The following is a 26,936-nucleotide window of genomic DNA, read 5'->3' as shown; positions in this document are numbered from 1 at the left end:
TCTTACTTAATTATAATTTAAATATAGTTTTATTTGTTTATTCTTATACAAAAAAAGTTAGCTGTTTTATATAGCAGGCTAACCAAACACGGTTTACGGATAAATTTACAACATTATCTAGGTTAGTTTAATCAAGAATGTTTTTAGAAGGTTAGCTTTTATCGGAGCTATATTTATCGACAAGGATTGCAAGTGAAATTTAAGATAAGACAGCCATTACCCAAAATAACTATCTCGTATTCAGCGCTAACCTTATGGTTATGTATGTTTCCCTCTATAGGCGCCACAGCAACAATTGACTGGAACTATAACGGTTCAACCGATTGGGGCAGTGCGGTCAATTGGAACGCAGGAAGGATACCAGGAAGTTTCGATTTTGTAAGAATAAACCAAAGCGGGAGTCAGGGGCCAGTCATCAGCGGTACCAGCTTTACAATTAATAATTTATCTCTTGGTGATAGTGCTAACGGGTCTCTGATTATTCACAATGGCGGTGAACTAATAACTACAGGTGGAGTTACCACCATAGGAAACAGTCAAGGACAGAATGGCTCAGTCACCGTCAGCGGACGAGGCTCAGTTTGGAACGTCAATAATGGCGTATTTCTGGGTAATGAGGGGAATGGCTCCCTTACTATTGAGAACGGCGCCACCGTTAATATGCTATCAGCGGTACCAAAATCTTCAACTATTTTTATGGGGGCAAATAATCCAGGGGGAACCGATTATTTAACCATAACCGGTACTGGGTCGAGCCTAAACCTTACACAATGGCTGCTGCTTGCCTATGGTGGTAACGCTAGCTTTCACGACACTACTTCTATAGTCGAGGTTAGTGATGGTGCGATAATCAACGCGGATGGGATTGATGTTGGCTATGGAGGACATGGTATTCTAACCGTTAACAGCGGAGGTACTATTGTTACTCAACATGGGCTGATTTCACCTTATGTCGGTTCTAAAGGTGAAGTCACTATTAGTGGTCAGGGATCTCGCTGGTCTATTGCTGAAGAGCTTAATGTAGCCTTCAGTGGCAACGGAAGTTTAACGGTTAGCGATGGCGGTAAACTCGAAGATAAAACGGGGTTTATTGCGTCGGGTTCAGGTTCCACGGCTAATGTTACTGTCACTGGCTTAGGATCGCACTGGGACAATTCCGGTGAGTTATACATTGGAGCAGCAGGTAATGGAACACTGACTATTAATAATGGCGGTTATGTTTCTTCATATAACGGATTTATTGCTGCATATACAGGTTCCACAGCTGATGTTACTGTCACTGGTTCAGGATCGCGCTGGGAAAATACAAATGGACTTGTTATCAGTTATCAGGGGGATGGTGTTTTAACCATTGCCGAAGGGGCGACAGTTTCAGCCCTAGCTGGCGTTAATATCGCTGTGCTCGATGATACTAACGGAACTCTGAATATTGGCGCTGCCGCGAATCAATCCGCTTCCGCCCCAGGAACTTTAGTGGCTCCTGAAATCACGTTTGGTTCTGGTAATGGCAATATTGTCTTTAACCACACGGCAGGAAGTGATGAGCATTATATCTTTTCTCCTATGGTGACGGGAAATGGATCAATTGATTTTATCTCTGGTGTAACCACGTTCACTGCGCCAAATACCTACAGTGGCTTGACAACCATTGATGGTGGCAGTTTGAAAGCTGGTAATGACAATACCTTCAGCCCTAACTCTCAATATACGGTTAATACTAACGGAAGTATGGACTTAGCCGGTTTTAATCAAGAAGTGGGCGAGTTGGTGAATGCCGGTTCAATTGCCTTTAATGGTATGCCAGGCTCCTCCCTCTCAGTAACCAATAACTATACTGGTAAGCACGGCATATTGGTATTGAATACCGAGCTTGGTGATGATACTTCTTCTACAGATAAGCTCATCGTGAATGGGGATACCTCAGGACAAACCGATGTTATTATCAACAATGTTGGAGGACAGGGAGCAGAGACGATTAACGGTATTAACATTATTGAGGTTAAGGGGCAGTCCGATGGTACCTTTACCTTAAAAAATCGCGTGGTTGTCGGAGCCTATGAGTATTTTTTACATAAAAATAGTCTCGGTACTGAAGATGGTGATTGGTATTTACGCTCCTCGCTATCTGATGGCAATAAAGAAGGTTCCACTTTACGACCTGAAAGCGGTAGCTATTTGGCTAATATCACCGAAGCTAGCTCATTATTTAATCTACGTTTAGCCGATCGCGAGGGGCGGGCAGAAAACTCCAGTATGTGGCTACGCCAAGTGGGTACACATACCCGTTTTCGTGATAATTCCGGACAGCTTAAGACTCAGTCTAACAAATACGTCATTCAAGGCGGTGGTGAGCTTTTTGATACTCGGTTGGCTGAAAACGATCGGCTTGGTGTCGGTGTGATGTTTGGTTACGGTCATATTAGCAGCCATACTGGGTCCACCTTAAGTGGTCAATCATCTAAAGGTGATTTAAATGGCTATAGTGCAGGCGTATACGGTACCTGGTACCAAAATGCTAAAAACCACGATGGCGTTTATATTGATAGCTGGTTACAGTACAACTGGTTTAATGCCAACGTAAATGGTAATCAATTATCGACCGAAAGCTATAACATTAATGGTTTTAATGCTGCGATTGAATCAGGCTATCGCCTGCCTGTCTATCAAGGGCAAAATGGTCAGGTCTTTATTACCCCGCAAGCCCAGGCAACATGGAGCGGTCAGTCGTCGAATAATCATATAGAATTGAACGGCACTAGGGTTAAAGCTGATGCGAAAGACAATATTCAAACGCGTTTAGGCATCAAACTGTCGCGGGATGGGGTGAGTGAACGGGATAAAGGCCAGGATAAGTTATTTACCGTTTATACTGAGGCTAACTGGCTTTATAACAGTAAGCAGGCCAGCGCTCAGTTGGGTGAGTTACATATTTATCAGGACGGAACGCGTAATATTGGGGAATTAAAGCTGGGTATGGAAGGCAAATTGAACCGTCATCTGAATATCTGGACAAACGTCACACAGCAGCTTGGTGATGCTGGTTATAGTAATACTGGCGTTGTTTTGGGTGTGAAGTATGCTTTTTAACTAAAGTTTGTGAAGAATAAGTGGCCAGATTTTGGCCACTACCTAACGTTATTGGCCTTATGCAGACTTCACGAATAATAATGAAAGCTTACGTGCAAACGGCAATACAAATAAGACAGTTGGAAAAGCAATCATCCACGATAGCCCCCATGAACTAATCCATGGTGATACCATCATCAGTGTTAAACCTAGCGCTTTAACTGTACTGATAAAAGAAACAATTCCGCTCATTACAAACGATAAGAAAAAAGGAACCAAGAAAATCATAGCTCGGGCAGGAAGTTTAGGAATACCTAAAATGTAATTTCTGTCTTGGAAGGACATGGGAAAGACTCCTTATTTGCGATACACAACAACATATAACTGCGTGTATCACAGTAGTTATATGCGTTGATTAACGTAAACGCTTACGAGTCTTATAGACTTAGAAGACAGTATTCTACAAATTGGACTTTATTTGTCAAATAATAAACGTTTTGGCGAGAAACGTTATGATTTCTCAATAGGACTGGCGGTTGGTACCTGTAATCTAATCACCGGCTTACCGTTTAATTAGTGAATGATGACTTTGTATGTTTGACAATAAAACCGCTGTTTTTTAGTTTTGCAGAGGATAACTACAGATTATAAAAAGAACAAGACTAATGGTAATGATTTTATGAAAAAATTTTACATAAAGAAACCAGCATTGGTATTATTTTTATTATTCGCATTTGTATATCCTAAAGTTGGCGATACATACCCTCAAGATGTTGCGGATTTTATAATGAAAAGAGAGGGGTGTAATTACTTTAGAGAAGAGATGTCTGGTGAAAAAGATATAGATAAGATGAGAGATTTAAACAATCAGCTTGATTATTATTGTAAGAGAAGTGACCAGAAACTATCAGATCTAAAAAATAAGTATAAAAATAACCATGCCGTTAACAAAGAATTAAGTCATTATGAAGAAAATATTGAGCCTATTGAGGTTGGGAAATAAATTTAAGATTATGCAGAACGAGGATGCAAAGATATTACGTTTTGTTTTGAAATTACTCATGTTTATTTCGTGCAGGTAGCATGACCTTTTCTTGTAAGTCCTTCGGTAAGAGTCTGTAGTCTCTAAATTTTAAACTCGATTTGTCCGTGGCGCAAGGTTTTGGATGATTTTTATCTTTTCTGTTAAATTAGAGAGAAATTAATAATCTTAAATAGGTTATGACAAAGTTGTTATTTTCATATCATTATAAAATCTAATTTTTCATATTCATTATACTTATGTTATCCACAATTAAATTAATATTTCATGATGCTGTTGTTTAATTATATAAATATAAAAAACACTATTATTGCTATTTAGTTTACCGCTCAATAAATAGCTTTGGTCTATTGGTTTCCCTCATTTGATTGGTAATAACGATTTAATGATTTAATCATTCAACTGTATCATCTAAAATTTGTCGACTTGATATTCATTATTTATTAAGAAATAAATAAAGAGGCGGTATAGATGAAGTTTTTTAACTCATATAGTTATCCATTAATTTTTCTTGATATTTTTAACCTGACTATTATAAGTTAGAAGAAAATTAATTTTTATTTTTTAATAATATCAGCATTTAAAATAATACATTCTTATGCAAGAATCAGATTAGCTATTTTTATATAAAAGATTAATAAAATACAGTTTATAAATAAAAGTATGGAATTATCATCATTAGTTTAATAAAGAATAGCCAGCTCCAATCTTTTATTGAACCCCTCTGGATTCAGAGTACTCGTGATTTTGGGGCAACAATGAATGGTAAGCAGATTAGTGCGTAATTAACGACATACATGGAAGTATTGACAATGAAGGGAAACAAGAAGCATATAGGTTATTTATTGGTTGTTACACAGTTAGCTTTGCCCGTTTTTCCTGCTTATGCTGGATCTGATAATAACCAGAACAATGACGAGCAAACTATTGCTCAAATCAGCTCTCAGTTTGGCTCCGCGATGAGCGCGGGTAATGCGAACGAAGCGGTTAAGTCGGTTTTGTTAAATCAAGCTTCCGGCGTGGCTTCTGAGAATGTTGAATCGTGGTTACATCAATTTGGCACAGCACATATATCGTTACAGACGGACAGCGATTTTTCCTTAAAAAACTCATCTGCTGATGTGTTGTTCCCCCTCTACAACTCCACCGAAAACGTCTTATTTACACAGTTGGGTGTTAGGGATAATGATGGGCGCTTTACGTCAAATATCGGTTTAGGTCACCGCTATTTCACCACGTCGTGGATGGTAGGGTATAATGCGTTCTATGACGCCAGTTGGAACAATACTAATCAACGTTACGGGGTTGGGATTGAAGCATGGCGAGATTACCTCAAACTTTCAGCTAACTTTTATCGTGGTATGTCAGGTTGGCATCAATCCCGACAACATCAAGATTATGATGAACGTCCAGCGGATGGATGGGATATTCGATCTGAAACCTACTTATCCGCTTACCCTCAACTGGGCGCTAAATTCTCTTATGAACAGTATTATGGCGATAGCGTCGCTCTTTTTAGCCACGACGATAAGCAAAAAAATCCCCACACTTTTACCGTTGGTGTGAACTATACTCCCGTTCCCTTAATTACGGCGGGCGTTGATATTAAGAATGGGAAAAATGGGGTAAACAATACACAATTCAATCTCGAACTTAACTACCGACTTGGTGAGACGCTGACCAAACAACTCGACTTGCAAGCAGTTTCGATACAACGCAGCTTGATGGGAAGTCGTTTAGATTTGGTTAATCGTAATAATAATATTGTGATGGATTACCGGAAACAAGAGTTGATAACTCTCGCATTTCCGACTCATATCAGCGGTGATGAAAATACACAATATACATTTATCCCAAGAGTGAAATCGAAGTACGGCGTAGAGCGTATCGAACTCAATGATACTGCGTTAGTACGTATGGGAGGGAAAGTAGTGAGCAATCAACAGGGCGCTATCACACTACAACTTCCCCGGCACACGGAGATTCCCGTTCAATTATCGGGGGTTGCCGTTGACCGCCATGGCAACAAATCGAACCTAGCTAATGTACTTATTACGACTCTTGCTACGCAAAATAAGTTGGCTCTGATTGCCAATCGTAATCAGGTTAATGCCGATGGACAAGAGCGAGTTGTGTATACACTTTCAGTTACTGATAGTCAGGGTAAGGCCGTAGCGAATGCGGATATTACCTGGAACCATAATCTTGGCGAGATCCAGGCTGATGGTACAACGGACGATAAAGGTATGGCGACCGCGACATTAACTAGTCGTGAGGCAGGGCAAGCCATTGTTGTGGCGAAGGTAAACGAACAGTCCGTAACCAATAATACCGTCACCTTTACTGAGTTTAAAATGGTTATTAAATCCAGTATTACGCCTGAGCGAAACCAACTTACCCCTAATGAAAAAATACAGCTTACAGTACAAGTAAACGATGCACAGGGACATCCGGTGAGTCATGCGAAAGTGACTCATTGGCAGGTTAAAGGAGTAGGGATGGTAAATAGTCAGTCTGTTTATACTGATAATAATGGGGAGTTAAACGCGAATTACACCGCTACAGAATCAGGGGTAGCGGTTGTTTCCGTAGATATTACCGCACCAGACGATGAGGCGAATATTGTTAAGGCTAGCACCTCTGAAATTGTGGTGATGAAACCATTGGCCATTGAATCAATAGAGGCAGTAGATAAAAACGGTGGAAATGAGAATAACATTTCTTTCAGTAAATCGACCGGACCTACGGTAGCCTGGAAAGGCGCTAAATTCAAAGTTAACGTGACAAATGCCGTAGGCAATGTGACGTGGACCAGTGATTCAAACGCATTAAGCTTCGCGGGTGACATCATCACCATCAATAACCATCCATACACGGTACTGGTCATAGGTAAGGATAGCGTAGGGCAAACAGTGGCATTTACAATGAATGTCAGACGTTGGTTTATGCAATCAGGGATAACCAGTGATTCATACGTCGGTGCTCAAAAAAACTGTGAAGCATTAGGAACAAACGTTTCATCAAAAGGTGCTATCAATAATTTGTTCAGCCAGTGGGGGAATTTCTATGTCTATGATGGCTGGATGCGTGAATTTTATCGGACTTCTACGGCCTATGACCTTTCAAAACCCGTTTCAGATAATAATAACTGGGTGTTTTGGGCTGAAAATGGCCTATGGACTAAAAATGCCTGGTCGCGTCTTCCTTACGCCTGTGGTGGGGAGTAATCTCCACAAGCTCCATCGTGTATTTAGTGATGGGGCTAACCCGATATCGTCATCAATAATCATTAATACTTTCAGCGTCGATGATGTTTGAGTGAATAGGGGTATTGCGGGATCAAAATTCTTGGGAACGCCATTCCTCCAGTTTCGAAAAAACGGCGTGTTGATAGGCTTGCTCGTGGTTTATGGCAGCTTCACTGATTTACGAATGATCATTCTTTTTCGCCTGCATGAGCAAATCCCGTACTCTTGCCAAGTGAGAGTTTTCGGGGATTGAATCCATGTATGGATCGCACTCAAACACTAATTGCTCTGACTCAACGAAAGCCAGCCATTCCGATGGGTCTAGCTCGTACTCCATCGCTGACATATCACTTTCATCTTCTCCTTCAATCCATCTAACTAAATAAAATAATTCACCATCAGGAGAATCATTTCCAGCATCTACAACCTCGACGTCAGTCACAGTAATGCGAAGATTGGGATCAGTTTTAGAAACATAAATTCCTAATTGCGGCATAGCTGATTATTAGTTTTTTACTATCTAAAGAAAATAGCTCCCAGCAGAAGAGAGGTACGTTTCTTTTAGTAATTCGTTATGAAGTTATTTATCACCATAGACTATTTAACATAATATACATTATGCGCACCAATGTGCGCTTAGGCGAAATCTGGTACTTATTCAAAGTAAAACCATCACATAAATACAATTGTTGATTATGACGATGACGGCTATCCCATTGTTGCTATCGATGAATTTTTAATCTCGCTACTTAAGTCGGCTAAAGTTTGTGATCGATTAAATTCAAACTATCCGTGCTGACGTCGATCTCTATCTGTGACAAGAAGATTTCTTCGTTTCAATATGAGTTGGTTCGTATAATGACGTTATGCAAAAGAGCCACCGGTGAGGATGAAATCTCGCAGGTGGCTTTTGTATATAACGTGTAGTAGACATAATTAAGCCTGAACAAGCCATGTCATTGAAGGTTTATCGCCGTTTTTAACTGCTATATCGTAATTACTTGTAATGGCCGAGACCGCTTGTTGTAAAGCATAAGCTTTATAGTCACCCCATTGACGACTTGGTCGATAAGGACTGATTTGTTGCGGTGTATTAATATAGTGGCTTAATTTATAATTATAACCGGCACTTTTGTCTTTTGATAATGTCACTGTGATAATTACTGGTATGTCTTTTAAAGAAAACCAGTATGTATTTTCATCATGTGAACCATGTTTTGAGATTCCTTCAGAATCAAACGCATTTTCGATCTCATATGCCATTTCAGTAATCCTTTATACTCTAGCCACATATGGTATGTGACTTTCCAATTATCATATATGGACAAAGTCAGGCTGTTTCAACCTATTTAGTGAATTGTTGCTATACCTAAAAAAAAATCAGGATGCTAAACCTCGCACCCTGATTTATTTTTAGCTGGTAAAACAGCCTGTTACCATTTCATTTCGCCGGTATTCACTTTTGCACTCAGTTCAAGTGAGCTTTTTTCACGTAATTCTGGGTAGGCTTTTTCCATTGAGCTGATTACCCCTTTAGAGTCCTTATGGGCCTTCAGGGACTGTTCCATTTTTTTCAGATAGTCCGAAGTGAAAGTGATTGCCTGACCTTTTTCTGGAAGCTGTCCAAGATAATGCCCGGGAATAACCTTTTCAGGATGGAGTGCAGACATTTCGTTAAGTACTTTAAGCCAATTGGCCCGGCTGGCTTCTGTCTGAGTATCCGCTGTCCAGACATGGATGCCCCAAGACACGCCGGTTCCACCAAGGATAGCTTTAGCTGAAGGAACCCATACATAAGCCGCATAGGAATCCGGGTTGCGCAATTCCACTTCCTCGCCATCAATGTAAAAACGGGTATCATTAGTTTGCTCAGGAACAGTCAGTTTTTTGGGGGCTCCATCTTTTAGTTGCGGTCCCCAGTAAGCCAGTTTTGCATCTTTGGTTTCATTTATATGTTTAACCACTTCCGGTGTTGCAATCACTTTCACATCTGGAAATGCCTTGATAATCGGTTCAAGGCCGAAATAAAAGTCTGGATCACCGGAGGTGATGAGGATTGATTTTAGCTTTTTTCCACTCTTATTAATTATGTTAACCAGCTTCTCACCATCCTTGACACTGAACTGTGAGTCAACGAGCATGGCTTCAGTAGGTCCGGTTATCAACGTTGAGGATACTGCAAAAATACCCTTATCCTGTGGGTTGTAAGTCTGCAGGCTGAGCGGTGCGGCCATTATCGTAGAGCAGAAAAGCGCGGAAAGTGCCACAACCGGTTTAACTAATACTTTCATAAAACCTCCCATTGTTTTTGTCTTAACTGACAACAAAAGTGTAACGTACTTTTTCATTAATCACCTGATAATGGCGGAATAACGTTTTTAAGCGCAAAGTAATGGTGAATAAAATTATTGGTATTATGATTAGCGACGTGGGCATCTTGGTCGTCTTTGGGCGAGAAGCTTGGCTCGGGCACAAACAGTCAGTAATATGGACTACAACACTCGTATTTCTCGGTATTCAGGGGAAATATTCTGGTTACGAATATCATGGTCAACGTTAACATAATATCGGTGTCATAATGCCCTCACCTCTACTTTTAGTTGAAAATCAAATCACTTATCAGCAAGCAACTCAGGTCGATTACTCTGCTATTTTAACCATGGCGGAACCTTTTTATCCTGACTCACCCAGTGCTAATGCCTCTACCGGTTTTCTCAATAAACGTTTTACTGAGCCAATGCTGGCTTCAATGAATGAAAGTCTGGGATTATTGATTGCTCAAAAAGACGGCGGTCAAGTTATTGGATTTTTGGGACTGTCGCCCTTCACTACCCAATCGCCATCACCCGTCGTCAATGCGATGCTCAAGGTGTTAAATACCCTTTCTTATCACGGTCAGCGCATTGAACAACTGAGACCGTTTGTTTTTGGACCAATCTGTGTTGCTGCTGAGGCTAAAGGGCTTGGGGTGTTTAAGAACTTATACCGTGCTATGTGGCAATTTTTGCCGGCGCCAGCCTATAACGTAGGTTTGGCTTTCATTGATAAAAATAACCAACACTCTTTGGACGCGCATATTAAAGGATTAGGTGCAGAAATTATTGGTGAGTTTAGCGTTCATCAATCTTTATTCTGGATTATTGCTTATTCCAGAGTTAAGTAAAAATAATTGGTGATAGATAAGAACTCTTTTTGTTATCACTATTGACTATTAAATCAACAAACACGCGTTGAGTATATTTTTGTTTTTATTAAAAACCATTTATTATCAATGCATTATTTAATTTTCATTAAAATGGACTTTATCATTAGATCCTGATGTTTTCCTATTTCATCTACAATTAAACGGTATAAACAATACTTTTTTGCTATAAGTAGTCATATTACATAACTGTTACAATACGGCCATGCAATACTTAATTGCTTAATATACGTACAAAATAAGAATGATCACTGAGGTTGGGAATGAACATACCATTAATTATTAACGTGCTGGTCTTTATTGCAGTGCTATTTCTACTGGCACAAACACGACGCACCCAATGGAGCCTAGCGAAAAAGGTTCTGGTTGGTCTGATTGTCGGTGTTTTTTTTGGTTTAGGTTTGCAGTTAGTCTACGGTGCAGACAGCGCAATACTAAAAGAATCTATCTCTTGGTTTAATATTGTTGGTAATGGCTACGTTCAGTTGCTACAAATGATTGTTATGCCATTAGTTTTCGTTTCGATTCTGAGTGCGGTTGCTAAACTACATAACGCTTCCTCGTTGGGTAAAATCAGTTTTCTGACCATCGGCATTTTGCTTTTTACGACCATGATTGCCGCCATTATCGGTATTGCCATTACTCTGTTATTCGGTTTGACGGCGGAAGGCTTGGTTCAAGGCGCTCAGGAAACGGCTCGTTTAGGCGCGATTGAGACCAATTATATTGGTAAAGTTGCCGATCTGACGACACCACAGCTGATTCTTTCCTTTATTCCAAAGAATCCGTTTGCAGATTTAACTGGCGCAAATCCAACATCTATTATTAGTGTTGTTATCTTCGCGGCTTTCCTGGGCATAGCATCATTACAACTGCTGAAAGATGATGAAATTAAGGGACGGCGGGTTTTAACCGCGATTGATACGCTACAATCTTGGGTTATGAAGCTGGTTCGTTTAGTCATTAAATTAACCCCTTATGGTGTTTTGGCTCTGATGACCAAAGTCGTGGCGGGTTCCAATATTCATGACCTGCTTAAACTTGGCGGCTTTATCATTGCTTCATATATTGCATTGGCATTAATGTTTGTCGTACACGGTATTTTATTAACGTTTAGCGGCATTAATCCGATTAAATTCTTCAAAAAAGTATTACCGGTACTCACATTTGCCTTTACCAGCCGTTCCAGTGCGGCAAGTATTCCACTCAATGTTGAAGCTCAGACTCGTCGTCTTGGCGTTCCTGAAACCATTGCGAGCTTCTCTGCTTCATTCGGTGCAACGATTGGCCAGAACGGTTGTGCGGGTATTTATCCTGCCATGTTAGCCGTTATGGTTGCACCTACCGTGGGAATTAACCCTTTTGACCCAATGTGGATTGCAACGCTGGTTGCCATTGTAACCATCAGTTCCGTTGGCGTTGCTGGCGTGGGTGGTGGCGCTACATTTGCAGCATTAATTGTTTTGCCAACTATGGGATTACCAGTAACGTTAGTTGCCCTGCTGATTTCTGTTGAACCATTAATCGATATGGGTCGTACCGCCCTGAATGTTAACGGTTCGATGACGGCAGGAACCATTACCAGCCAGATCCTGAAAGAAACCGATAAGTCAGTGTTTGAATCTGAGGATGATGAGCTCGCTCATCGTTAATCACAACTAATCAATAAACGACTTAAGAATGCAGCCTACGGGCTGCATTCTTGTTTCACACTTCTACAAAACCTGAAGAAGCTTGAAATTAAAAAAGATACGATCTGATAAAATCAGTACGTTTACTCTTGGCTATCTAAAGCAAACTACGTCTTCTCTGAGGGGAAAAAATGAAAAAATTATTACTGGCACTAACGGCATCAGCGTTTTTTATTGGTGTACCTCTTACCACCTCTGCTGCAACCTGTGATGAGATCAAGGCGGAGATATCCCAGAAAATTATCAGTAATGGTGTGCCTGAATCCGGCTTTCAGCTGAATTTAATTCCAACAGAACAGACTGAACCCACTGAAGGGAAAGTTGTTGGTAACTGCGATCGAGGCCAACAGAAAATTATCTATATTCGTGGCGATGCCTCTCAGGTACAGCAGCCGGCCACCACTCCAGAGCCCGCTCCTGTCGTAGAAGAACCGAAACAAGCAGCCCCTCAATCTCAAACCCAACCATAAGAACGGGTTTAACAAGCAGTCACCTTGGTATTGAGTTGACTGCTTGTTGACTGAATTCACGATTAATCTGAATTTTTATATCCTTTCTGACGGTATCCTATTCTTACCCTTCACCTATTGGTGACATTGTCACTTAGTGTGTTAAAAAAAATTCAATCTCCCTCAAACCCTGATGTTACCGCACTTGAGCAGCTAAGTGCTGTAAATTTAAACACCGTTAATTTACCTGATAGTTTGGCATTACCTTAATCATGATGTTATACCTTTAAAGGTCAGCAGTTTGGGGAAATGCTGTCACCCCGTTTTTTATCGATATTTTTTGCTAAAAAAATCCGCGATTTACAATATTTTACCTCACTTCGTTTGGCTAATTCCTATTAGTGACGAACTCTCTTTCCCTGATGGTTTTCACCATCAAAATAGTTGATCTTATCTGGAGGAGACATGCATAAATCGGCGTTATTAAAACGAATACTTATTGGAGGTTTGTTGCTTTTTGCCGTCCTTGCCCTGCTAACTTATGGCATTGGTATCGACTTATTAAAACAACATTCCGACGATCTTCGTTATCTTGGTAAGCAGCATATGTTTTTGGTTGGTTGTTCGATGCTGTTAGCCCTAATTATTGGTTTACCCAGTGGTGTTCTACTGAGCCGTTCATTTGCTCACCGTTGGGCAGAATCAGCCATGCAGATATTTAACGTAGGCAACACATTACCACCATTAGCCGTTCTGGCTTTAGCCATGTTGGTGGTTGGTATTGGTGATAAACCCGCTATCTTTGCTCTGTTCTTGGCTTCCCTATTACCCATTGTACGTAATACCTATTCAGGACTCAGATCGATTCCACCTTCATTAATTGAAGCCGCCAACAGTATTGGCATGACCCCTATGCAGCGCTTAATGAAAGTGGAATTACCCAATGCCTTACCGGTCATTATGTCAGGTGTCAGAGTGTCGGCTGCCATTAACGTTGGAACAGTACCGTTAACCTTTCTGATTGGTGCCAGCAGTTATGGTGAGCTGATTTTCCCCGGAATATATCTGAATGATTTTCCATTGCTAATCTTGGGAGCCGCCGCGACAGCGTTCATTGCTTTAGCCCTTGATACGCTCCTTGCCGGCCTGAGTTATTTACTGAGTCCTCAATTGGCACGATAAGTAAGGCATAAACCACAATAGATATGGAATATTATGAATAAATTCAAAAAATTATGTTCACAATGGCAGCGAACTATTGGATATGGAATGCTCTCTGCTTTATTCATGTTCAGCGGCTTTGCAAACTCAGAATCACTGGTTCTGGCCAGTAAAAACTTCACCGAACAGCATATTTTGTCAGCCATAACCGTCCAGTATTTGCGAACTAAAGGCATTGCGATTACACCTAAGACTGATTTGGCATCGACAATCATTCGTACCGCTATGCTCAATAAACAGGTTGATTTAGCCTGGGAATATACCGGGACGTCACTCATTGTTTATAACCATATTAATCAGCCCATGTCGGCTGAAGACACTTATAACATGGTTAAAGAACTGGATGGTAAACAGGGAATTATCTGGCTGGAGCCGGCCAAGATGAATAATACCTATGCTTTTGCCATGCAACGCAAGCGTGCGGAACAAGAGAATATTCATACCCTTTCACAACTGGTTGAACGCATTTCACTGATACAAAAAACTGATGCAAAACATAACTGGATGATTGGCTTTGATCCTGAGTTCGTTAATCGTTCAGATGGTTTGAAACCGATGCAAAAAGCCTATTCGATGAATCTGGAACGTCCGCAAATTCGCCAGATGGATCCCGGTTTAGTCTATAACGCGATTCGCGATGGGTTTGTTGATGTCGGGCTTATTTACGCCACAGATGGACGGGTTAAAGGTTTTGATTTGCTGGTACTAAAGGATGATAAAGGATTCTTCCCAAGTTACGCTGTCACGCCAACCGTTAGAGCCGACGTACTAAAATCGACACCAGGCTTAGCTGAAGCGCTAAATACCCTATCTCGTTTGTTAAATAACGACGTTATTTCTGAATTGAATGCCAAAGTGGATATTGAACATCAATCCGCGGAACTGGTTGCCGCTCAATTCTTAAAAGACAACGGATTACTCTAGGAGGCAAATAATGGAAACGCTTGCATATATGTGGCAAGACGCGGGCTATATTGCCGGCCTGACCGGTCAGCATATGATGTTGGTCAGTGTTGCCGTTGGATTAGCGATTGTTATCGGTGTGCCTCTTGGTATTACCATCGTACGTTATAAATGGTTGGCGACACCCATACTCAGTTTGGCCACAGTCGTATTAACCATTCCTTCCATTGCGCTATTTGGCTTAATGATTCCGGTATTCTCTATTATTGGTCAGGGAATTGGCGTGGTGCCAGCCGTTACGGCGGTGTTCTTATACTCCCTACTGCCCATTGTGCGTAATACCCATATCGCCTTAAGCAACCTGCCTAATGGGTTACGTGAAGCCGGTCGTGGAATTGGTATGACTTTTTGGCAGCGTTTACGTTGGGTTGAAATCCCGATGGCGCTTCCGGTTATTTTTGGCGGTGTACGTACCGCAGTAGTTATGAATATTGGTGTTATGGCGATCGCGGCGGTGATTGGGGCCGGTGGATTGGGCCTATTGCTGCTGCATGGTATCAGCCGGAGCGATCCTAGATTGCTGATTGCCGGCGCCATCATGGTTAGCTTGCTGGCTATTGCGATGGATTGGTTACTCCACCGTTTACAACTCGCCCTAACGCCCAAAGGAATTCGATAATGATAAAATTAGAAAATCTCACCAAACAGTTTAAACAAAAAAGTGGTAAAGCGCTTAATGCCGTTGATCATGTGAATCTCCACGTACCGTCAGGTGAAATGTGCGTATTATTAGGCCCTTCCGGTTGTGGTAAAACCACCACACTGAAAATGATTAATCGCCTGATAACGCCTACCAGCGGGCGAATTTTGATAAATGGTGAAGATACTTCAGGTTTGGATACGGTAACGCTACGCCGAAAAATTGGCTACGTTATCCAGCAAATTGGTCTATTTCCCAATATGACCATTGAAGAAAATATTACCATCGTACCAAGGATGCTGGGCTGGAATAAAAAAGCCTGTCAAGAACGTGCTTGTGAGCTAATGGATATGGTTGCGTTAGATCCCAAGCGCTTTTTAAAGCGCTATCCGAGAGAAATGTCCGGTGGTCAACAGCAGCGTATTGGCGTTATTCGCGCTTTGGCTGCGGATCCTCCGGTACTCTTGATGGATGAACCTTTTGGTGCTGTTGACCCAATCAATCGTGAATCTATTCAAAATGAGTTTCAGGAGATGCAGCGTAAGCTGAAAAAAACCGTCATCTTAGTGAGCCATGATATTGATGAAGCCCTGAAATTAGGTGACCGAATTGCGGTATTCCGCCAAGGAAGAATTGTCCAATGTGCTACACCAGATGAACTGTTGGCTAAACCGGCGGATGAGTTTGTTGGTTCCTTTGTTGGTCAGGACAGAACCCTTAAACGCCTGCTATTGGTGCAGGCCGGCGATGTCACCGATATGCAGGAAACGTTAACCGTCCAACGATCAACGCCGATGAGTGAAGCCTTCAGTATTATGGATGACAACGATATGCGTTCTATTATTGTGGTTAATGATGATGAAAAACCACTAGGATTTATTAAGCGTCGTGAAGCACGCGGCACTGACGGGGTTTGCGGGGATTTTACTCACCCGATCACCATAACTGCCCGGGCGGAAGAGAATTTACGAGTAGTATTGTCCAAGCTGTATGAGCACAACATGGTATGGATGCCGATAGTTGATGAAGAAGGCCGCTATAGTGGTGAGATATCTCAGGATTACATCGCCAGCTATCTCAGTTCCGGTCGTACTCGCCGTAAATTATCAGCCTAGATTGATGTTGGTGACGTTGTCACCAATTGATAAATGCTAAAATAAAAGCGCCCTCTTTAATTAGGGCGCTTTTTGTCGGGGGTTAGACCTAGCCTTTCACTATTTTTAGCGGTGAGAAGCTTTGTGCTACCGGCATTAATTCAATGCGATTGACGTTAACGTGAGTGGGTTGGCTGGCGATCCAGAATACCGTTTCAGCAATGTCTGCTGACGTTAATGGCTGTACATTTTCATATAGGCTCGCCGCTTTAGTATCATCACCTTTAAAGCGCACGTTAGAAAACTCAGTAGTTCCACACAGGCCCGGTTCAACATCCGTTACTCGAATTGCGGTACCGGCTAAATCTGCACGCAAATTCAGACTAAACTGCTTAACAAATGCTTTTGTCGCCCCATAAACATTACCGCCAGGGTACGGATAGGTACCTGCAATCGAACCGATGTTAATCACATGTCCACGGTTTTGTTCAACCATTTGCGGCAAAATAGCGTGAGTGACGGAAGCCAGCGCGGTCACATTGGTATTGATCATGGTTACCCAGTCATTAAAGTCCGCCTTATTGGCCATCTCCAGCCCAAGTGCCAAACCAGCATTATTCACCAATAAATCAATTTGCTTAAACGGTGCGGGTAAGTTTTGTAAAACATCTAATAGTTTCTCACGATCGCAAACATCCAGTTCAACGGGCAAAAACTTATCCCCTAACTCTGTTTTAAGCTGTTGAAGACGTTCCAGACGACGGGCTACACCGATAACATAATGTCCTTCAGTAACAAATTTTTTAACAATAGCCTGACCAAAACCGGCCGATGCACCGGTAACAAAAACAACCATAATATTTCCCCTTGTCTGTTATTAGTGAGCCTATTCAGTGACGGATAAGCAGCCATCAGCATACGAATAACGATCTGAATAGTCACCTATATTTATATCAGTCAGGTATTTGATTAGTAAGACGGTGATAAAACCGATGCCATCTGAGTCAAATCAATAAAACCCGTTAAATCGCGCTCTTCTGGCCGACCGAGATAAGGTAATTCACCAATCAGTGGAGCTGGGATATTCTGTTGTAAAGCAGCGATGGTCTCGGCGTAATATGCCAGACCGGGGTTAATACGATTTGCTACCCAGCCAGCAATTTTCAACCCATCACGAGTAATGGCTTCTGCAGTGAGAATTGCGTGATTAATACAGCCCAACTGAATACCGACCACCAGAATAACCGGTAATTTTTCTTCAATTACCCAGTCAGATACGGGGCGCATTCCATTAAGTAAAAAACGCCAGCCGCCAGTACCTTCAACAATAACACAATCTGCTAAAGACCCGAGTTTATTTAACCCAGCGGAAAGTCTGGCGTAGTTCATGGGTTCGTCGTGATAAGTCAGCGCTGCGTGGTTTTCAATAATGATCGGGTTAATATCTTCGTAAGGCACGGCAACAGATGACGATGATTGCAGAATCAGCGCATCGTGATTTCTTGCACCCTCTTCAGTGCTGTGAGAAGCAATAGCGATAGGTTTATATCCTACGGCTCTTTTCCCTTGTTTTATAAATGATTGTAACAGCGCACGAGAAACAACAGTTTTACCCACTTCAGTACAGGTACCCGTTACAAAAAATCGATTCGGCATAAAGGTAATCACTCCGAAACCTTCAACTAAAACGGTTAAGACGTATCAGTTAGCCGGTTACTCAATCTAGAAATCGTGAAATAAAAATGAACCAACACTCTGTGATATTCATCCCAATAGCAAAAGTCTAGGCTATGGTTAAATTGAATAGATTGCGTTAGCTCAATATTTACTGCATCAGATAGGATAATTTTATAAAACAAAGCGTTATACCAATTAAGGGGTAATTGCTGAAGTTAACGCATTGAAAGCAGTTATCCTTGCAAAAGTTTAACTAGCAGAGCGCCGTTATATAGCGCCATTTTTACCAATGCCGCACCTGGCATTGTTCCTTGGTTAATAAAGTGAGTTGGAGCAAGACGAATATTGGTGCTGTATTGCGGTAAAGATTGCTGCCTGACGCTGTTTTCAATCGCGGGATAGAGAATAGCGGAAGAACGATTAAGGGGAGATCCAATAATAATTTTCTCTGGATTAAAGATATTCACCATGACCGCGGCAATCTGTCCGACGCTGTGTCCCACATGTTGAATAATCTCGGTAGCTAACTGGTCACCTTCATTGGCAGCATTACATAGATTCTCAATAGTTAGCGGAGCATGATGTAGTGCCGATTCTGGATGTGTGTTCAACCGTTGTTGGGTTTGCTCCAGAATACTGCCCATACTGGCGATGGTTTCCAGACAGCCATGATTGCCGCAGTAACAAGCCTTACCGTTAGGATCAACTTGCGTATGCCCTATTTCTATATGGCTGCCTGAATCAGCATGTAAAACGCGTCCATCGGTGATCACGGAAGCGCCGACAATATCATCAATAACCAATTGAATCACATTTTGGCAACCTACCGCTGCGCCATATAGCGCCTCACTGATTGCCCAGGCAGATACATCATGCTGAACATAAACGGGTAGCCCAGTTCTTTGACTCAACATTGGCCCAAGAGGAACATTCTCTTGGTTATAAAACGGCATTTTATGCACGATGCCGGATGTTGCATCAACAATGCCCGGCAGTGTTATGGCGATAGCCGTTAATCGTTCAAGCTGTTTCTGATGACGATTAAAAAAAGATTCAATTTGAGCGATAAAACGCTCTAACCATGACGCACTATGATCAATAGGAAAATCGATTTGTTCTTCAATAATGACCTGATTACTGAGATCTCTTAAAGCTAATGTCAAATAACCGTAGTGAATACGTCCAGTTAAATAGTGCCATGCTTGGGTATCCAGTTCGACGCCAACCGCAGGACGCCCTCGGCTACCTACTTCATTAAACTCGGTTTCTTTAACTAAATGCGCATCAAACAATTCACGCACAATTTTGGTAATACTGGCGGGAGCCAATTGGGAAACTTTTGACAGATCTATCCGTGAAATGGGGCCATATTGATCGATTAACCGATATACCGCACCGGTATTTATTTGTTTTATATGGTCAATATGTCCTGGCTGTCCTTCTCTATTCACACTGCTGCCCCTGAATACCGCTCAATATAGTTGGATCTAATAACCCATAATGTTCACATGATGTCATGTATAATAAAAATGCGATGAATTAGTTGATAGAAATGACGATAAACAAGATTGATATTTATTGCTATGTCTAAGAACGTTTCATAAGAAAATTTTGTTGTTAATACTGTGTATCAAAAAGCAAATTGGCATTTTCAGGCTAATACAAACATCGATTCTGGATTATCGTTTACCCAATAGCTTTTGTCACCAATGTATAGTCTTATTTTCCAGATTCTGAGGACATCTCGTGGCACCGAACCAGTCTGAAAATCGAGTAAACACCGAGTCTAATACTGATGAAATCGAACCGGTACCGGATCCTGTAACCGAAAAATCAACGCGTACGCGTTCCCCTTTTATTACCCGTGGAACGCCTAATTTTATGCGCGTTACCGCAGCGCTGTTTTCCGCGGGTTTAGCGACATTTGCTTTACTCTACTGTGTTCAGCCTATTCTGCCTATTTTATCGCACGATTTTAATGTATCACCGGCCAGTAGTAGTCTTTCTCTTTCTGTTTCAACAGCCATGTTAGCCGTAGGTTTATTATTCACTGGCCCGATCTCTGATGCCGTTGGCCGGAAACCGGTGATGGTTATCGCCTTAATGTTGGCGGCTATTTTGACGATTGCCAGTTCATTAACCACTAGCTGGCACGGTATTCTGATTATGCGGGCCTTAGTAGGGTTGGCTCTAAGTGGTGTCGCCGCCGTTGCAATGACCTATTTAAGTGAAGAGATCGACCCAATGTACGTCGCCTTTGCCATGGGATTGTATATCAGTGGTAATTCGATTGGCGGTATGAGCGGTCGACTGCTCAGTGGTGTTTTGACCGATCTTTTTTCCTGGCGCTTTACGTTGGGAAGCATTGGGTTAATTGCCCTGATCGCGGCCTTGGTTTTCTGGCGAATTTTACCCCCTTCTCGCCACTTCAGACCTTCTTCACTACGGCCGAAAACGCTACTGATAAACTTTCGTCTGCACTGGCACGACCGTGGTTTACCCTTATTATTTGCCGAAGGCTTTTTGCTCATGGGAGCTTTTGTCACCCTGTTTAACTATATTGGTTATCGATTGATGGCAGCCCCTTATTACATCAGTCAGGCGTTAATTGGATTGCTTTCTTTGGTTTATTTGATGGGGACTTATAGTTCTCCCAAAGCGGGCTCTCTCACTTTACGCTTTGGTCGCGGGCCGGTATTTATGTTCTCTATTGGGTTGATGTTACTCGGTTTGTGTATCAGCCTGTTTTCCTCCATTTGGATCATCTTTATCGGCATGCTGATCTTTACCTCTGGCTTTTTTGCCGCCCATTCTGTTGCCAGTAGTTGGATTGGTCGCCGGGCAAGACGCGCGAAAGGTCAAGCCTCTGCTTTGTATCTGTTTTTCTATTATGTTGGCTCCAGCGTTGCAGGTACGTCAGGTGGTTTTTTCTGGCATAATTACGGTTGGTCCGGTCTGGTGGCTTTTTTGAGCGTTATGTTGATTTGTGCACTGCTTATTGGACGTTCTCTTTCTCGTTTACCCGAAGCATCTATAGCCTCTAACCTATAAAAAAGATAAAAGGAGCCTAATGGCTCCTTTTAGATCACCAGAAAAAGTGACAGCGTCACCATTACTTCATACTACCGACCATATCCTCAGGCCTAACCCACTCATCAAATTGTTCTTCGGTGAGATAACCTAACTTCAAGGCTGACGCTTTTAACGTTAACCCTTCTTTATGTGCTTTTTTCGCAATTTCTGCTGATTTATCGTAACCAATATGGGTGTTCAGCGCCGTGACCAGCATTAATGATTCGTTAAGCAGTTGAGAAATACGCTTTCTATTTGGCTCAATACCCACCGCGCAATGCTTATTAAAACTATTCATACCATCAGCCAATAAACGAACTGACTGGAGGAAGTTATCAATGATCATTGGACGGTATACGTTAAGTTCAAAGTTACCAGATGCTCCACCAATATTGATAGCCACATCATTTCCCATGACCTGAGCACACAACATGGTTACCGCTTCACATTGGGTCGGGTTCACTTTGCCTGGCATGATGGAACTACCTGGCTCATTCTCCGGAATAGAAAGCTCACCAATGCCACAGCGCGGACCTGAAGCCAGCCAGCGCACATCGTTGGCTATTTTCATCAACGATGCGGCTAAACCTTTAAGCGCGCCATGGGCATGAACCAGCGCGTCGCAGGTTGCCAAGGCTTCAAATTTATTGGGAGAAGTGATAAACGGCAGCTTGGTCAAAGAGGCTAATTCTTTGGCAACCCGAACTGCATATTCAGGATGAGTATTTAAGCCGGTCCCCACAGCGGTACCACCTAGTGCGAGTTCGCTAAGGTGAGGAAGCGCATTTTCAATATGCTTGATATTATAGCTTAGCATTGCTGCCCAGCCTGAAATCTCCTGCCCGAGAGTTAGTGGTGTGGCATCTTGCAAATGCGTACGGCCGATTTTAACAATGTCCTGATAAGCCTGTGCCTTATCAGCAAAAACCTGCTGTAGCGCTTTGAGTTCGGGTAATAAATGCTCATGAATGGAAACAACGGCGGCGACATGCATACCCGTTGGGAATACGTCATTAGAGCTTTGGCTTTTATTCACATCATCGTTAGGGTGAACTAAACGTTCATTACCGCGTTTTCCGCCCAATATCTCACTGGCTCGGTTGGCCAAAACCTCATTCATATTCATGTTGGTTTGGGTACCGGAACCCGTTTGCCAAATCGACAACGGAAATTCATGCGGATGTTTATCCGCTAAAACCTCATCGGCAGCCTGAATAATCGCCTTGCCTTTCTTATTATCAAGCAGGCCTAGCTGCATATTCACACTGGCCGCCGCTCGCTTTACCTGAGCCAGAGCATGAATCAGCGAATTGGGCATTTTCTCTTGTGAAATACGGAAATGCTCCAGAGAGCGTTGTGTTTGGGCTCCCCACAGGCTGTTTTCAGGAACATCAATTGGACCCATTGAGTCTTTTTCTGTACGCATAGCCACCATCACTTTCTCCTGATATTAGTCAATAAAGGTATGGGATTTGCTTCATGATAAAATATTGTCAGATTATTGTTACACAATTGTGCTTAATAATGTGTGATAGACCCATTAGTTAATGCTGAGGAGGCTCATCAATATGATTAAATTATGGATAAATATTGCTAACCAGCTTGCTTAACGGGTTTATTTAAGTGGACAATCAACAATCTGATTTTGAACTGCCATTAGTCTGGTTTGCTATTGGTAACATAGCCGTGAATGACAGGATAAACAAACGATGAAAAAGTCGATAGTTGCAGTAGGTGTATTGGTCGTACTTGGAGGAGCTTGGGTTGGCGGTTCATGGTATACCGGTAAAGTAATTCAAAGCGAAATTGAAAAGTCGCTGGTTAATGCTCAAAAATATATTGAGCAATATGCACCTGAATACAAGATCAAGATGAATATCACTGACTACCAGCGAGGCGTGTTTTCCTCACAAGTGTCCTACGCTTTTGACGTTGCCAACGGTAACGGTAGTGATTCTGTTTCCATCGCTCAAAAAATTAGCCACGGCCCTTTCCCATTAGATCATTTTAGCCTGTCGCCTAAACTGGCCTTTTCTAAAACCGAGCTGATTAAGCAACCATCGTTGGATAGCTTTTTTGACATGGCCGGTGGAAAATCCCCACTTAACGTTGAAGTACTTGCCTCTTATGATGGTAGCTCAGAAGGTAAAGTCGTCATAGAAGCACTGACGGATAAATCTGACGGAACATTTAAATTCAGCGGGCTCACTCTAAATGTTGCCGGTCAGGTTAAAGATGGTGAAACAAACTTTACGATGACCAGTTCACCATTTGATATGACCGAGCACGGTAGTCAAGTATCTTACGATATGGCAAAGGTGGCTGGTACTCAGAATAAAAGTAAAGAATATACGGTTGATGGTAGCTTAGGAAAACTCACCATTGCTAAATTGGGTGATGAAGGTGAAAAAGAACAAATCATACTCAACAATTTGACCGTGAAGAGTCAAGGTAAGGCCGGTAAGTTTGACATGAATCTGGGCCTAATCAATATTGCATTGCAAAACGTAACCTACACCATAAACGATAAACCTAAAATGGTGATGGATAGTTTAACTGCCGTTAGTAATGTACAGGAAGATGAGAAATTCATTAATCAGGTTATCGATACCACCATTGGCCAGCTTAACCTTGATGGTAAAAACCTGGGATCTGGTTCAATGAAGGTGAAGCTCGATCGATTTGATGGCGGTGCATTACAATACTTGAATAAGAACTCTGATCAACTAGCCTATTTATATATGGCTGGCGCTACCTCGCCACAGGGTGAGAGTAATTTGATGATGAATAATCTGATGACGTTTTTGGATGCCAATCCGACCATCAGTATTACACCGTTAACCTGGAAAAATGACAAAGGTGAAAGCCAGATAGATATGGCATTAACGCTAATGCGCCCTGCTTCCCTTGAGTTTTCGGATATGACCCAGCTGTTACTTAACTCGGTCAAACAATTCAACAGTAGTACTAAATTGTCAGTGCCTATGCTGACTGAAATGACCAAGCTTCAGTATGAGCTTTCTGGTGGATTGTCTGCGGAAGATTCTCAGACCCAAGCTACGGCGTCAGTACAGCAAACTATCGATATGGGTATCGCCCAGAAGATGCTGAGCAAGAAAGATGATAATACCGTCACCAGCTATTTTAACTATGCTGATGGTATGCTCGATTTGAATGGGCAAAAAATGCCTGCGGAGCAGTTTATCAATATGTTTATGATGCCGGGCATTGAGTAGCTTATAAATTAAGCTAACGATGATAAATATACGTTTCCGCCTGAAATAATTCGTCTCAAGCGGAAACGTATCAGCAACGTGATATTTTTAAAGTTTTTAATTAATTATCCCTATCTTTATCAAATAATTAATCTTAATTCCCTTTCGATTTAACCTCCTTTTATTGTGCATTTACCCTAATTGTTTGAATATTTTGACTATTGTTATGCCCATTCGCCTGTGATAAATACAATACCCATAATAAAAGTAATGATTAATCCCTAATTAATAAGCAGTCCTAACACACTGGATATCTACAGGAAGGATTTATGAACCGCTTTGTAATAGCTGATGCCAAAGCATGCATTGGATGTCGTGTCTGTGAAGTTGCTTGCGTTATGACACATAACCATGGCAAGCATCCAGAAGTACCGGAACTTTACCTCCCTCGAATCAAGGTTGTTAAAACGGCTAAAATAAAAACGGCGGTAACCTGTCGTCACTGTGAAGATGCTCCCTGTGTGCAAGTTTGCGCGAGTGATGCGTTAACACACGAAATTGATGGCATTCAGTTGTCGAAAGAGAAATGTATTGGCTGTAAGACCTGCGTGCTCGCCTGCCCATTTGGCGCTATTAGCATGGTAGAAGAAAACGCCACCGTTTTAGATAACGAATTGTCGCGTATTACCGCGCATAAATGCGACTTATGTGCCAATGATGCCGAAAGTCCCGCCTGCGTCAGCGCTTGCCCTACCAAAGCATTGAAAGTATTTAGTCAGGCGTATTTGTTAGAACAACAGCAAGAAAAACTCTATTCGGCAGCATTAAGAGAAAACCTCGAAAGTGTTTCCTCTTCAGTACCGGAATTCGCTAAGAATAGCGCCATGAACAAACTCACCGACAAAATTACCGTTCCGCGGGGAGAGGCTATCAAAGAAGACATTACTCTGCGAAAAACCGGTTTCGGTGAAATATATCAGCGCTTCACACCAGAACAGGTTGAAACTCAGGGCAATCGCTGTATCACCTGTGGTGAACATGCTTTCTGCGAATGGACCTGCCCGCTACATAACCGGATTCCACACTGGATCTCGCTGGCAAAACAAGGCCGTATTATTGAAGCCGCTGAACTCTCTCATCAAACCAGCAGCTTGCCCGAAATCTGTGGCCGCGTCTGCCCTCAGGATCGGCTTTGTGAAGGGAGCTGTACTCTAAACTCGCAAGGCGGCGTGACCGTGGGAAATATTGAGCGCTATATTACTGATACCGCCTTTGAAATGGGTTGGAAGCCGGATCTTTCTCATGTTAAGTCATTAGGTAAAAAAGTCGCCATTGTTGGCGCAGGTCCAGCGGGATTAGCCTGTGCGGATATTCTGGCTCGAAATGGTGTTGATGCCGTGGTATTTGATCGACACCCGGAAATTGGCGGTATGTTAACGTTTGGTATTCCATCGTTCAAACTGGATAAGAACGTGATGGTACACCGCCGCGAGATATTTAGCGGTATGGGCATTACATTTCATCTGAATACTGAGATTGGTAAAGATATTCCATTCGAATCGCTGGTTAATGACTATGATGCTGTTTTTGTTGGTGTTGGCACCTACCAATCCATGAGAGCAGGTCTGGATAATGAAGATGCGCCAGGTGTTTATGATGCATTACCCTTCCTTATCGCCAATACTAAAAAAGTGATGCATTTACCCGAATTGGCAGAAGAACCTTATATCAATATGGTAGAAAAACGCGTTGTTGTGCTGGGTGGTGGTGATACAGCAATGGACTGTTTACGCACCGCTATTCGTCATGGGGCAACGGAAGTAACTTGTGCGTATCGTCGTGATGAAGCCAATATGCCCGGCTCGAAAAAGGAAGTGAAAAACGCGCGTGAAGAAGGCGTAGAGTTTATGTTTAATGTGCAGCCCGTTTCGCTGGAATTAGACGATTCAGGACACGTTTGTGGCGTTAAACTGGTGAGAACCGAGATGGGAGAGCCTGACGCGGCAGGACGTCGCCGACCTAAAGTGATTCAAGGTTCAGAATTTATTCAACCGGCTGAGGCTGTCATTAAAGCCTTTGGTTTCCGCCCTCATGCCATGCCTTGGTTGGCTGACGTTGGCGTTGAACTGGATAGTTATGGTGTGATTGTGGCTCCTCATCTCAATCACTATGCTTGTCAAACCAGTAATCCCAAAATTTTTGCCGGTGGTGATGTTGTTCGAGGGGCTGATTTAGTGGTTACTGCTATCGCTGATGGTCGTAAAGCAGCAAAAAGTATTGTTGAATATTTAACCGATGACGATCGGACATCTAATTTGTTAAATAAAGCGTCTTAATAACAATATTAGATAAATTC

The 26,936-nt window shown here is 42.2% G+C and carries 21 protein-coding genes; 13 read left to right on the top strand and 8 right to left on the bottom strand.

What is annotated here, in order from left to right; genetic code table 11:
• The first annotated feature begins 264 nt into the window (after positions 1-264).
• Positions 265-3,087 (top strand): autotransporter family protein, encoded by a 2,823-nt coding sequence (locus EL341_RS08730; RefSeq protein WP_126467569.1) that lies wholly within the window; start codon positions 265-267, stop codon positions 3,085-3,087.
• 57 nt (positions 3,088-3,144) lie between these two features.
• Here EL341_RS08730 and EL341_RS08725 read toward each other — a convergent pair whose 3' ends face one another.
• Complete coding sequence (locus EL341_RS08725) at positions 3,145-3,411, bottom strand: DUF2798 domain-containing protein (RefSeq protein WP_114986625.1); 267 nt, start codon at positions 3,409-3,411, stop codon at positions 3,145-3,147.
• A 334-nt stretch (positions 3,412-3,745) separates the two neighbouring features.
• Here EL341_RS08725 and EL341_RS08720 point away from each other — a divergent pair, with 334 nt between their 5' ends.
• Both EL341_RS08720 and EL341_RS08715 read left to right on the top strand, forming a co-directional pair.
• Positions 3,746-4,069, top strand: coding sequence for a hypothetical protein (locus EL341_RS08720; protein WP_126467567.1), 324 nt, complete (start codon positions 3,746-3,748; stop codon positions 4,067-4,069).
• Between the two features lie 851 nt (positions 4,070-4,920).
• Positions 4,921-7,335 carry an inverse autotransporter beta domain-containing protein gene (locus EL341_RS08715; protein WP_164720447.1) on the top strand — a complete coding sequence of 805 codons (2,415 nt, stop codon included), beginning with the start codon at positions 4,921-4,923 and terminating at the stop codon, positions 7,333-7,335.
• A gap of 199 nt (positions 7,336-7,534) precedes the next feature.
• Here EL341_RS08715 and EL341_RS08710 read toward each other — a convergent pair whose 3' ends face one another.
• The 3 genes from EL341_RS08710 to EL341_RS08700 all read right to left on the bottom strand — a co-directional run bounded on the left by EL341_RS08710 (position 7,535) and on the right by EL341_RS08700 (position 9,647).
• The gene (locus EL341_RS08710; RefSeq protein WP_126467565.1) at positions 7,535-7,852 is read right to left on the bottom strand and encodes a hypothetical protein; all 318 of its coding nucleotides are present in this window, start codon (positions 7,850-7,852) and stop codon (positions 7,535-7,537) included.
• A gap of 440 nt (positions 7,853-8,292) precedes the next feature.
• Positions 8,293-8,619 (bottom strand): hypothetical protein, encoded by a 327-nt coding sequence (locus EL341_RS08705; protein WP_114986622.1) that lies wholly within the window; start codon positions 8,617-8,619, stop codon positions 8,293-8,295.
• Positions 8,620-8,789: 170 nt separating this feature from the next.
• The gene (locus EL341_RS08700) at positions 8,790-9,647 is read right to left on the bottom strand and encodes a Vmh family MBL fold metallo-hydrolase (protein WP_126468255.1); all 858 of its coding nucleotides are present in this window, start codon (positions 9,645-9,647) and stop codon (positions 8,790-8,792) included.
• A gap of 287 nt (positions 9,648-9,934) precedes the next feature.
• Between EL341_RS08700 and EL341_RS08695 the strand changes: the two genes are divergently transcribed.
• The 7 genes from EL341_RS08695 (at position 9,935) to osmV (ending at position 16,637) form a co-directional block, all read left to right on the top strand.
• Positions 9,935-10,519, top strand: coding sequence for a hypothetical protein (locus EL341_RS08695; protein ID WP_114986620.1), 585 nt, complete (start codon positions 9,935-9,937; stop codon positions 10,517-10,519).
• Positions 10,520-10,821: 302 nt separating this feature from the next.
• Positions 10,822-12,210, top strand: coding sequence for an L-cystine transporter (locus tag EL341_RS08690; RefSeq protein WP_114986619.1), 1,389 nt, complete (start codon positions 10,822-10,824; stop codon positions 12,208-12,210).
• A 170-nt stretch (positions 12,211-12,380) separates the two neighbouring features.
• Positions 12,381-12,719, top strand: coding sequence for a DUF1161 domain-containing protein (locus EL341_RS08685; RefSeq protein WP_114986618.1), 339 nt, complete (start codon positions 12,381-12,383; stop codon positions 12,717-12,719).
• 444 nt (positions 12,720-13,163) lie between these two features.
• Positions 13,164-13,880 carry an ABC transporter permease gene (locus tag EL341_RS08680; RefSeq protein WP_114986617.1) on the top strand — a complete coding sequence of 239 codons (717 nt, stop codon included), beginning with the start codon at positions 13,164-13,166 and terminating at the stop codon, positions 13,878-13,880.
• Between the two features lie 33 nt (positions 13,881-13,913).
• Positions 13,914-14,843: a glycine betaine ABC transporter substrate-binding protein gene (locus tag EL341_RS08675; protein ID WP_408634895.1), complete on the top strand. Its 930-nt coding sequence runs from the start codon at positions 13,914-13,916 to the stop codon at positions 14,841-14,843.
• Between the two features lie 10 nt (positions 14,844-14,853).
• Positions 14,854-15,501, top strand: coding sequence for an osmoprotectant ABC transporter permease OsmW (gene osmW / locus EL341_RS08670; protein ID WP_047781017.1), 648 nt, complete (start codon positions 14,854-14,856; stop codon positions 15,499-15,501).
• Entirely contained in the window at positions 15,501-16,637 is a 1,137-nt protein-coding gene (gene osmV / locus EL341_RS08665) for an osmoprotectant ABC transporter ATP-binding protein OsmV (RefSeq protein ID WP_047781016.1), read from the top strand. Before osmW ends, osmV begins: the two co-directional genes overlap by 1 nt.
• An 88-nt stretch (positions 16,638-16,725) precedes the next feature.
• On the opposite strand, the gene EL341_RS08660 is transcribed toward osmV, so the two are convergent.
• From EL341_RS08660 to mlc, 3 genes are all read right to left on the bottom strand, one after another.
• Positions 16,726-17,472, bottom strand: coding sequence for an SDR family oxidoreductase (locus EL341_RS08660; RefSeq protein WP_126467563.1), 747 nt, complete (start codon positions 17,470-17,472; stop codon positions 16,726-16,728).
• A 113-nt stretch (positions 17,473-17,585) separates the two neighbouring features.
• The gene (bioD, locus tag EL341_RS08655; RefSeq protein ID WP_047782618.1) at positions 17,586-18,272 is read right to left on the bottom strand and encodes a dethiobiotin synthase; all 687 of its coding nucleotides are present in this window, start codon (positions 18,270-18,272) and stop codon (positions 17,586-17,588) included.
• Between the two features lie 254 nt (positions 18,273-18,526).
• Positions 18,527-19,744, bottom strand: a complete 1,218-nt coding sequence (gene mlc, locus EL341_RS08650; RefSeq protein WP_047781014.1) for a sugar metabolism global transcriptional regulator Mlc — start codon at positions 19,742-19,744, stop codon at positions 18,527-18,529.
• Positions 19,745-20,093: 349 nt separating this feature from the next.
• Here mlc and EL341_RS08645 point away from each other — a divergent pair, with 349 nt between their 5' ends.
• Positions 20,094-21,344 carry an MFS transporter gene (locus EL341_RS08645; RefSeq protein ID WP_047782617.1) on the top strand — a complete coding sequence of 417 codons (1,251 nt, stop codon included), beginning with the start codon at positions 20,094-20,096 and terminating at the stop codon, positions 21,342-21,344.
• A gap of 61 nt (positions 21,345-21,405) precedes the next feature.
• On the opposite strand, the gene fumC is transcribed toward EL341_RS08645, so the two are convergent.
• Positions 21,406-22,800, bottom strand: a complete 1,395-nt coding sequence (gene fumC / locus EL341_RS08640; protein ID WP_074822867.1) for a class II fumarate hydratase — start codon at positions 22,798-22,800, stop codon at positions 21,406-21,408.
• 274 nt (positions 22,801-23,074) lie between these two features.
• On the opposite strand from fumC, the gene EL341_RS08635 reads away from it, so the two are divergent.
• Entirely contained in the window at positions 23,075-24,601 is a 1,527-nt protein-coding gene (locus EL341_RS08635) for a YdgA family protein (protein WP_074822870.1), read from the top strand.
• Positions 24,602-24,909: 308 nt separating this feature from the next.
• A complete protein-coding gene (gene aegA, locus EL341_RS08630) occupies positions 24,910-26,916 on the top strand; it encodes a formate-dependent uric acid utilization protein AegA (RefSeq protein WP_074822873.1) in 2,007 nt (668 codons plus the stop codon).
• Positions 26,917-26,936 lie beyond the last annotated feature (20 nt).

This window comes from Pragia fontium (assembly GCF_900638655.1).
Taxonomy (GTDB): domain Bacteria; phylum Pseudomonadota; class Gammaproteobacteria; order Enterobacterales; family Enterobacteriaceae; genus Pragia; species Pragia fontium.
The sequence above is the reverse complement of the archived record's forward strand: the minus strand, read 5'-3'. Positions and strand labels throughout refer to the sequence as shown.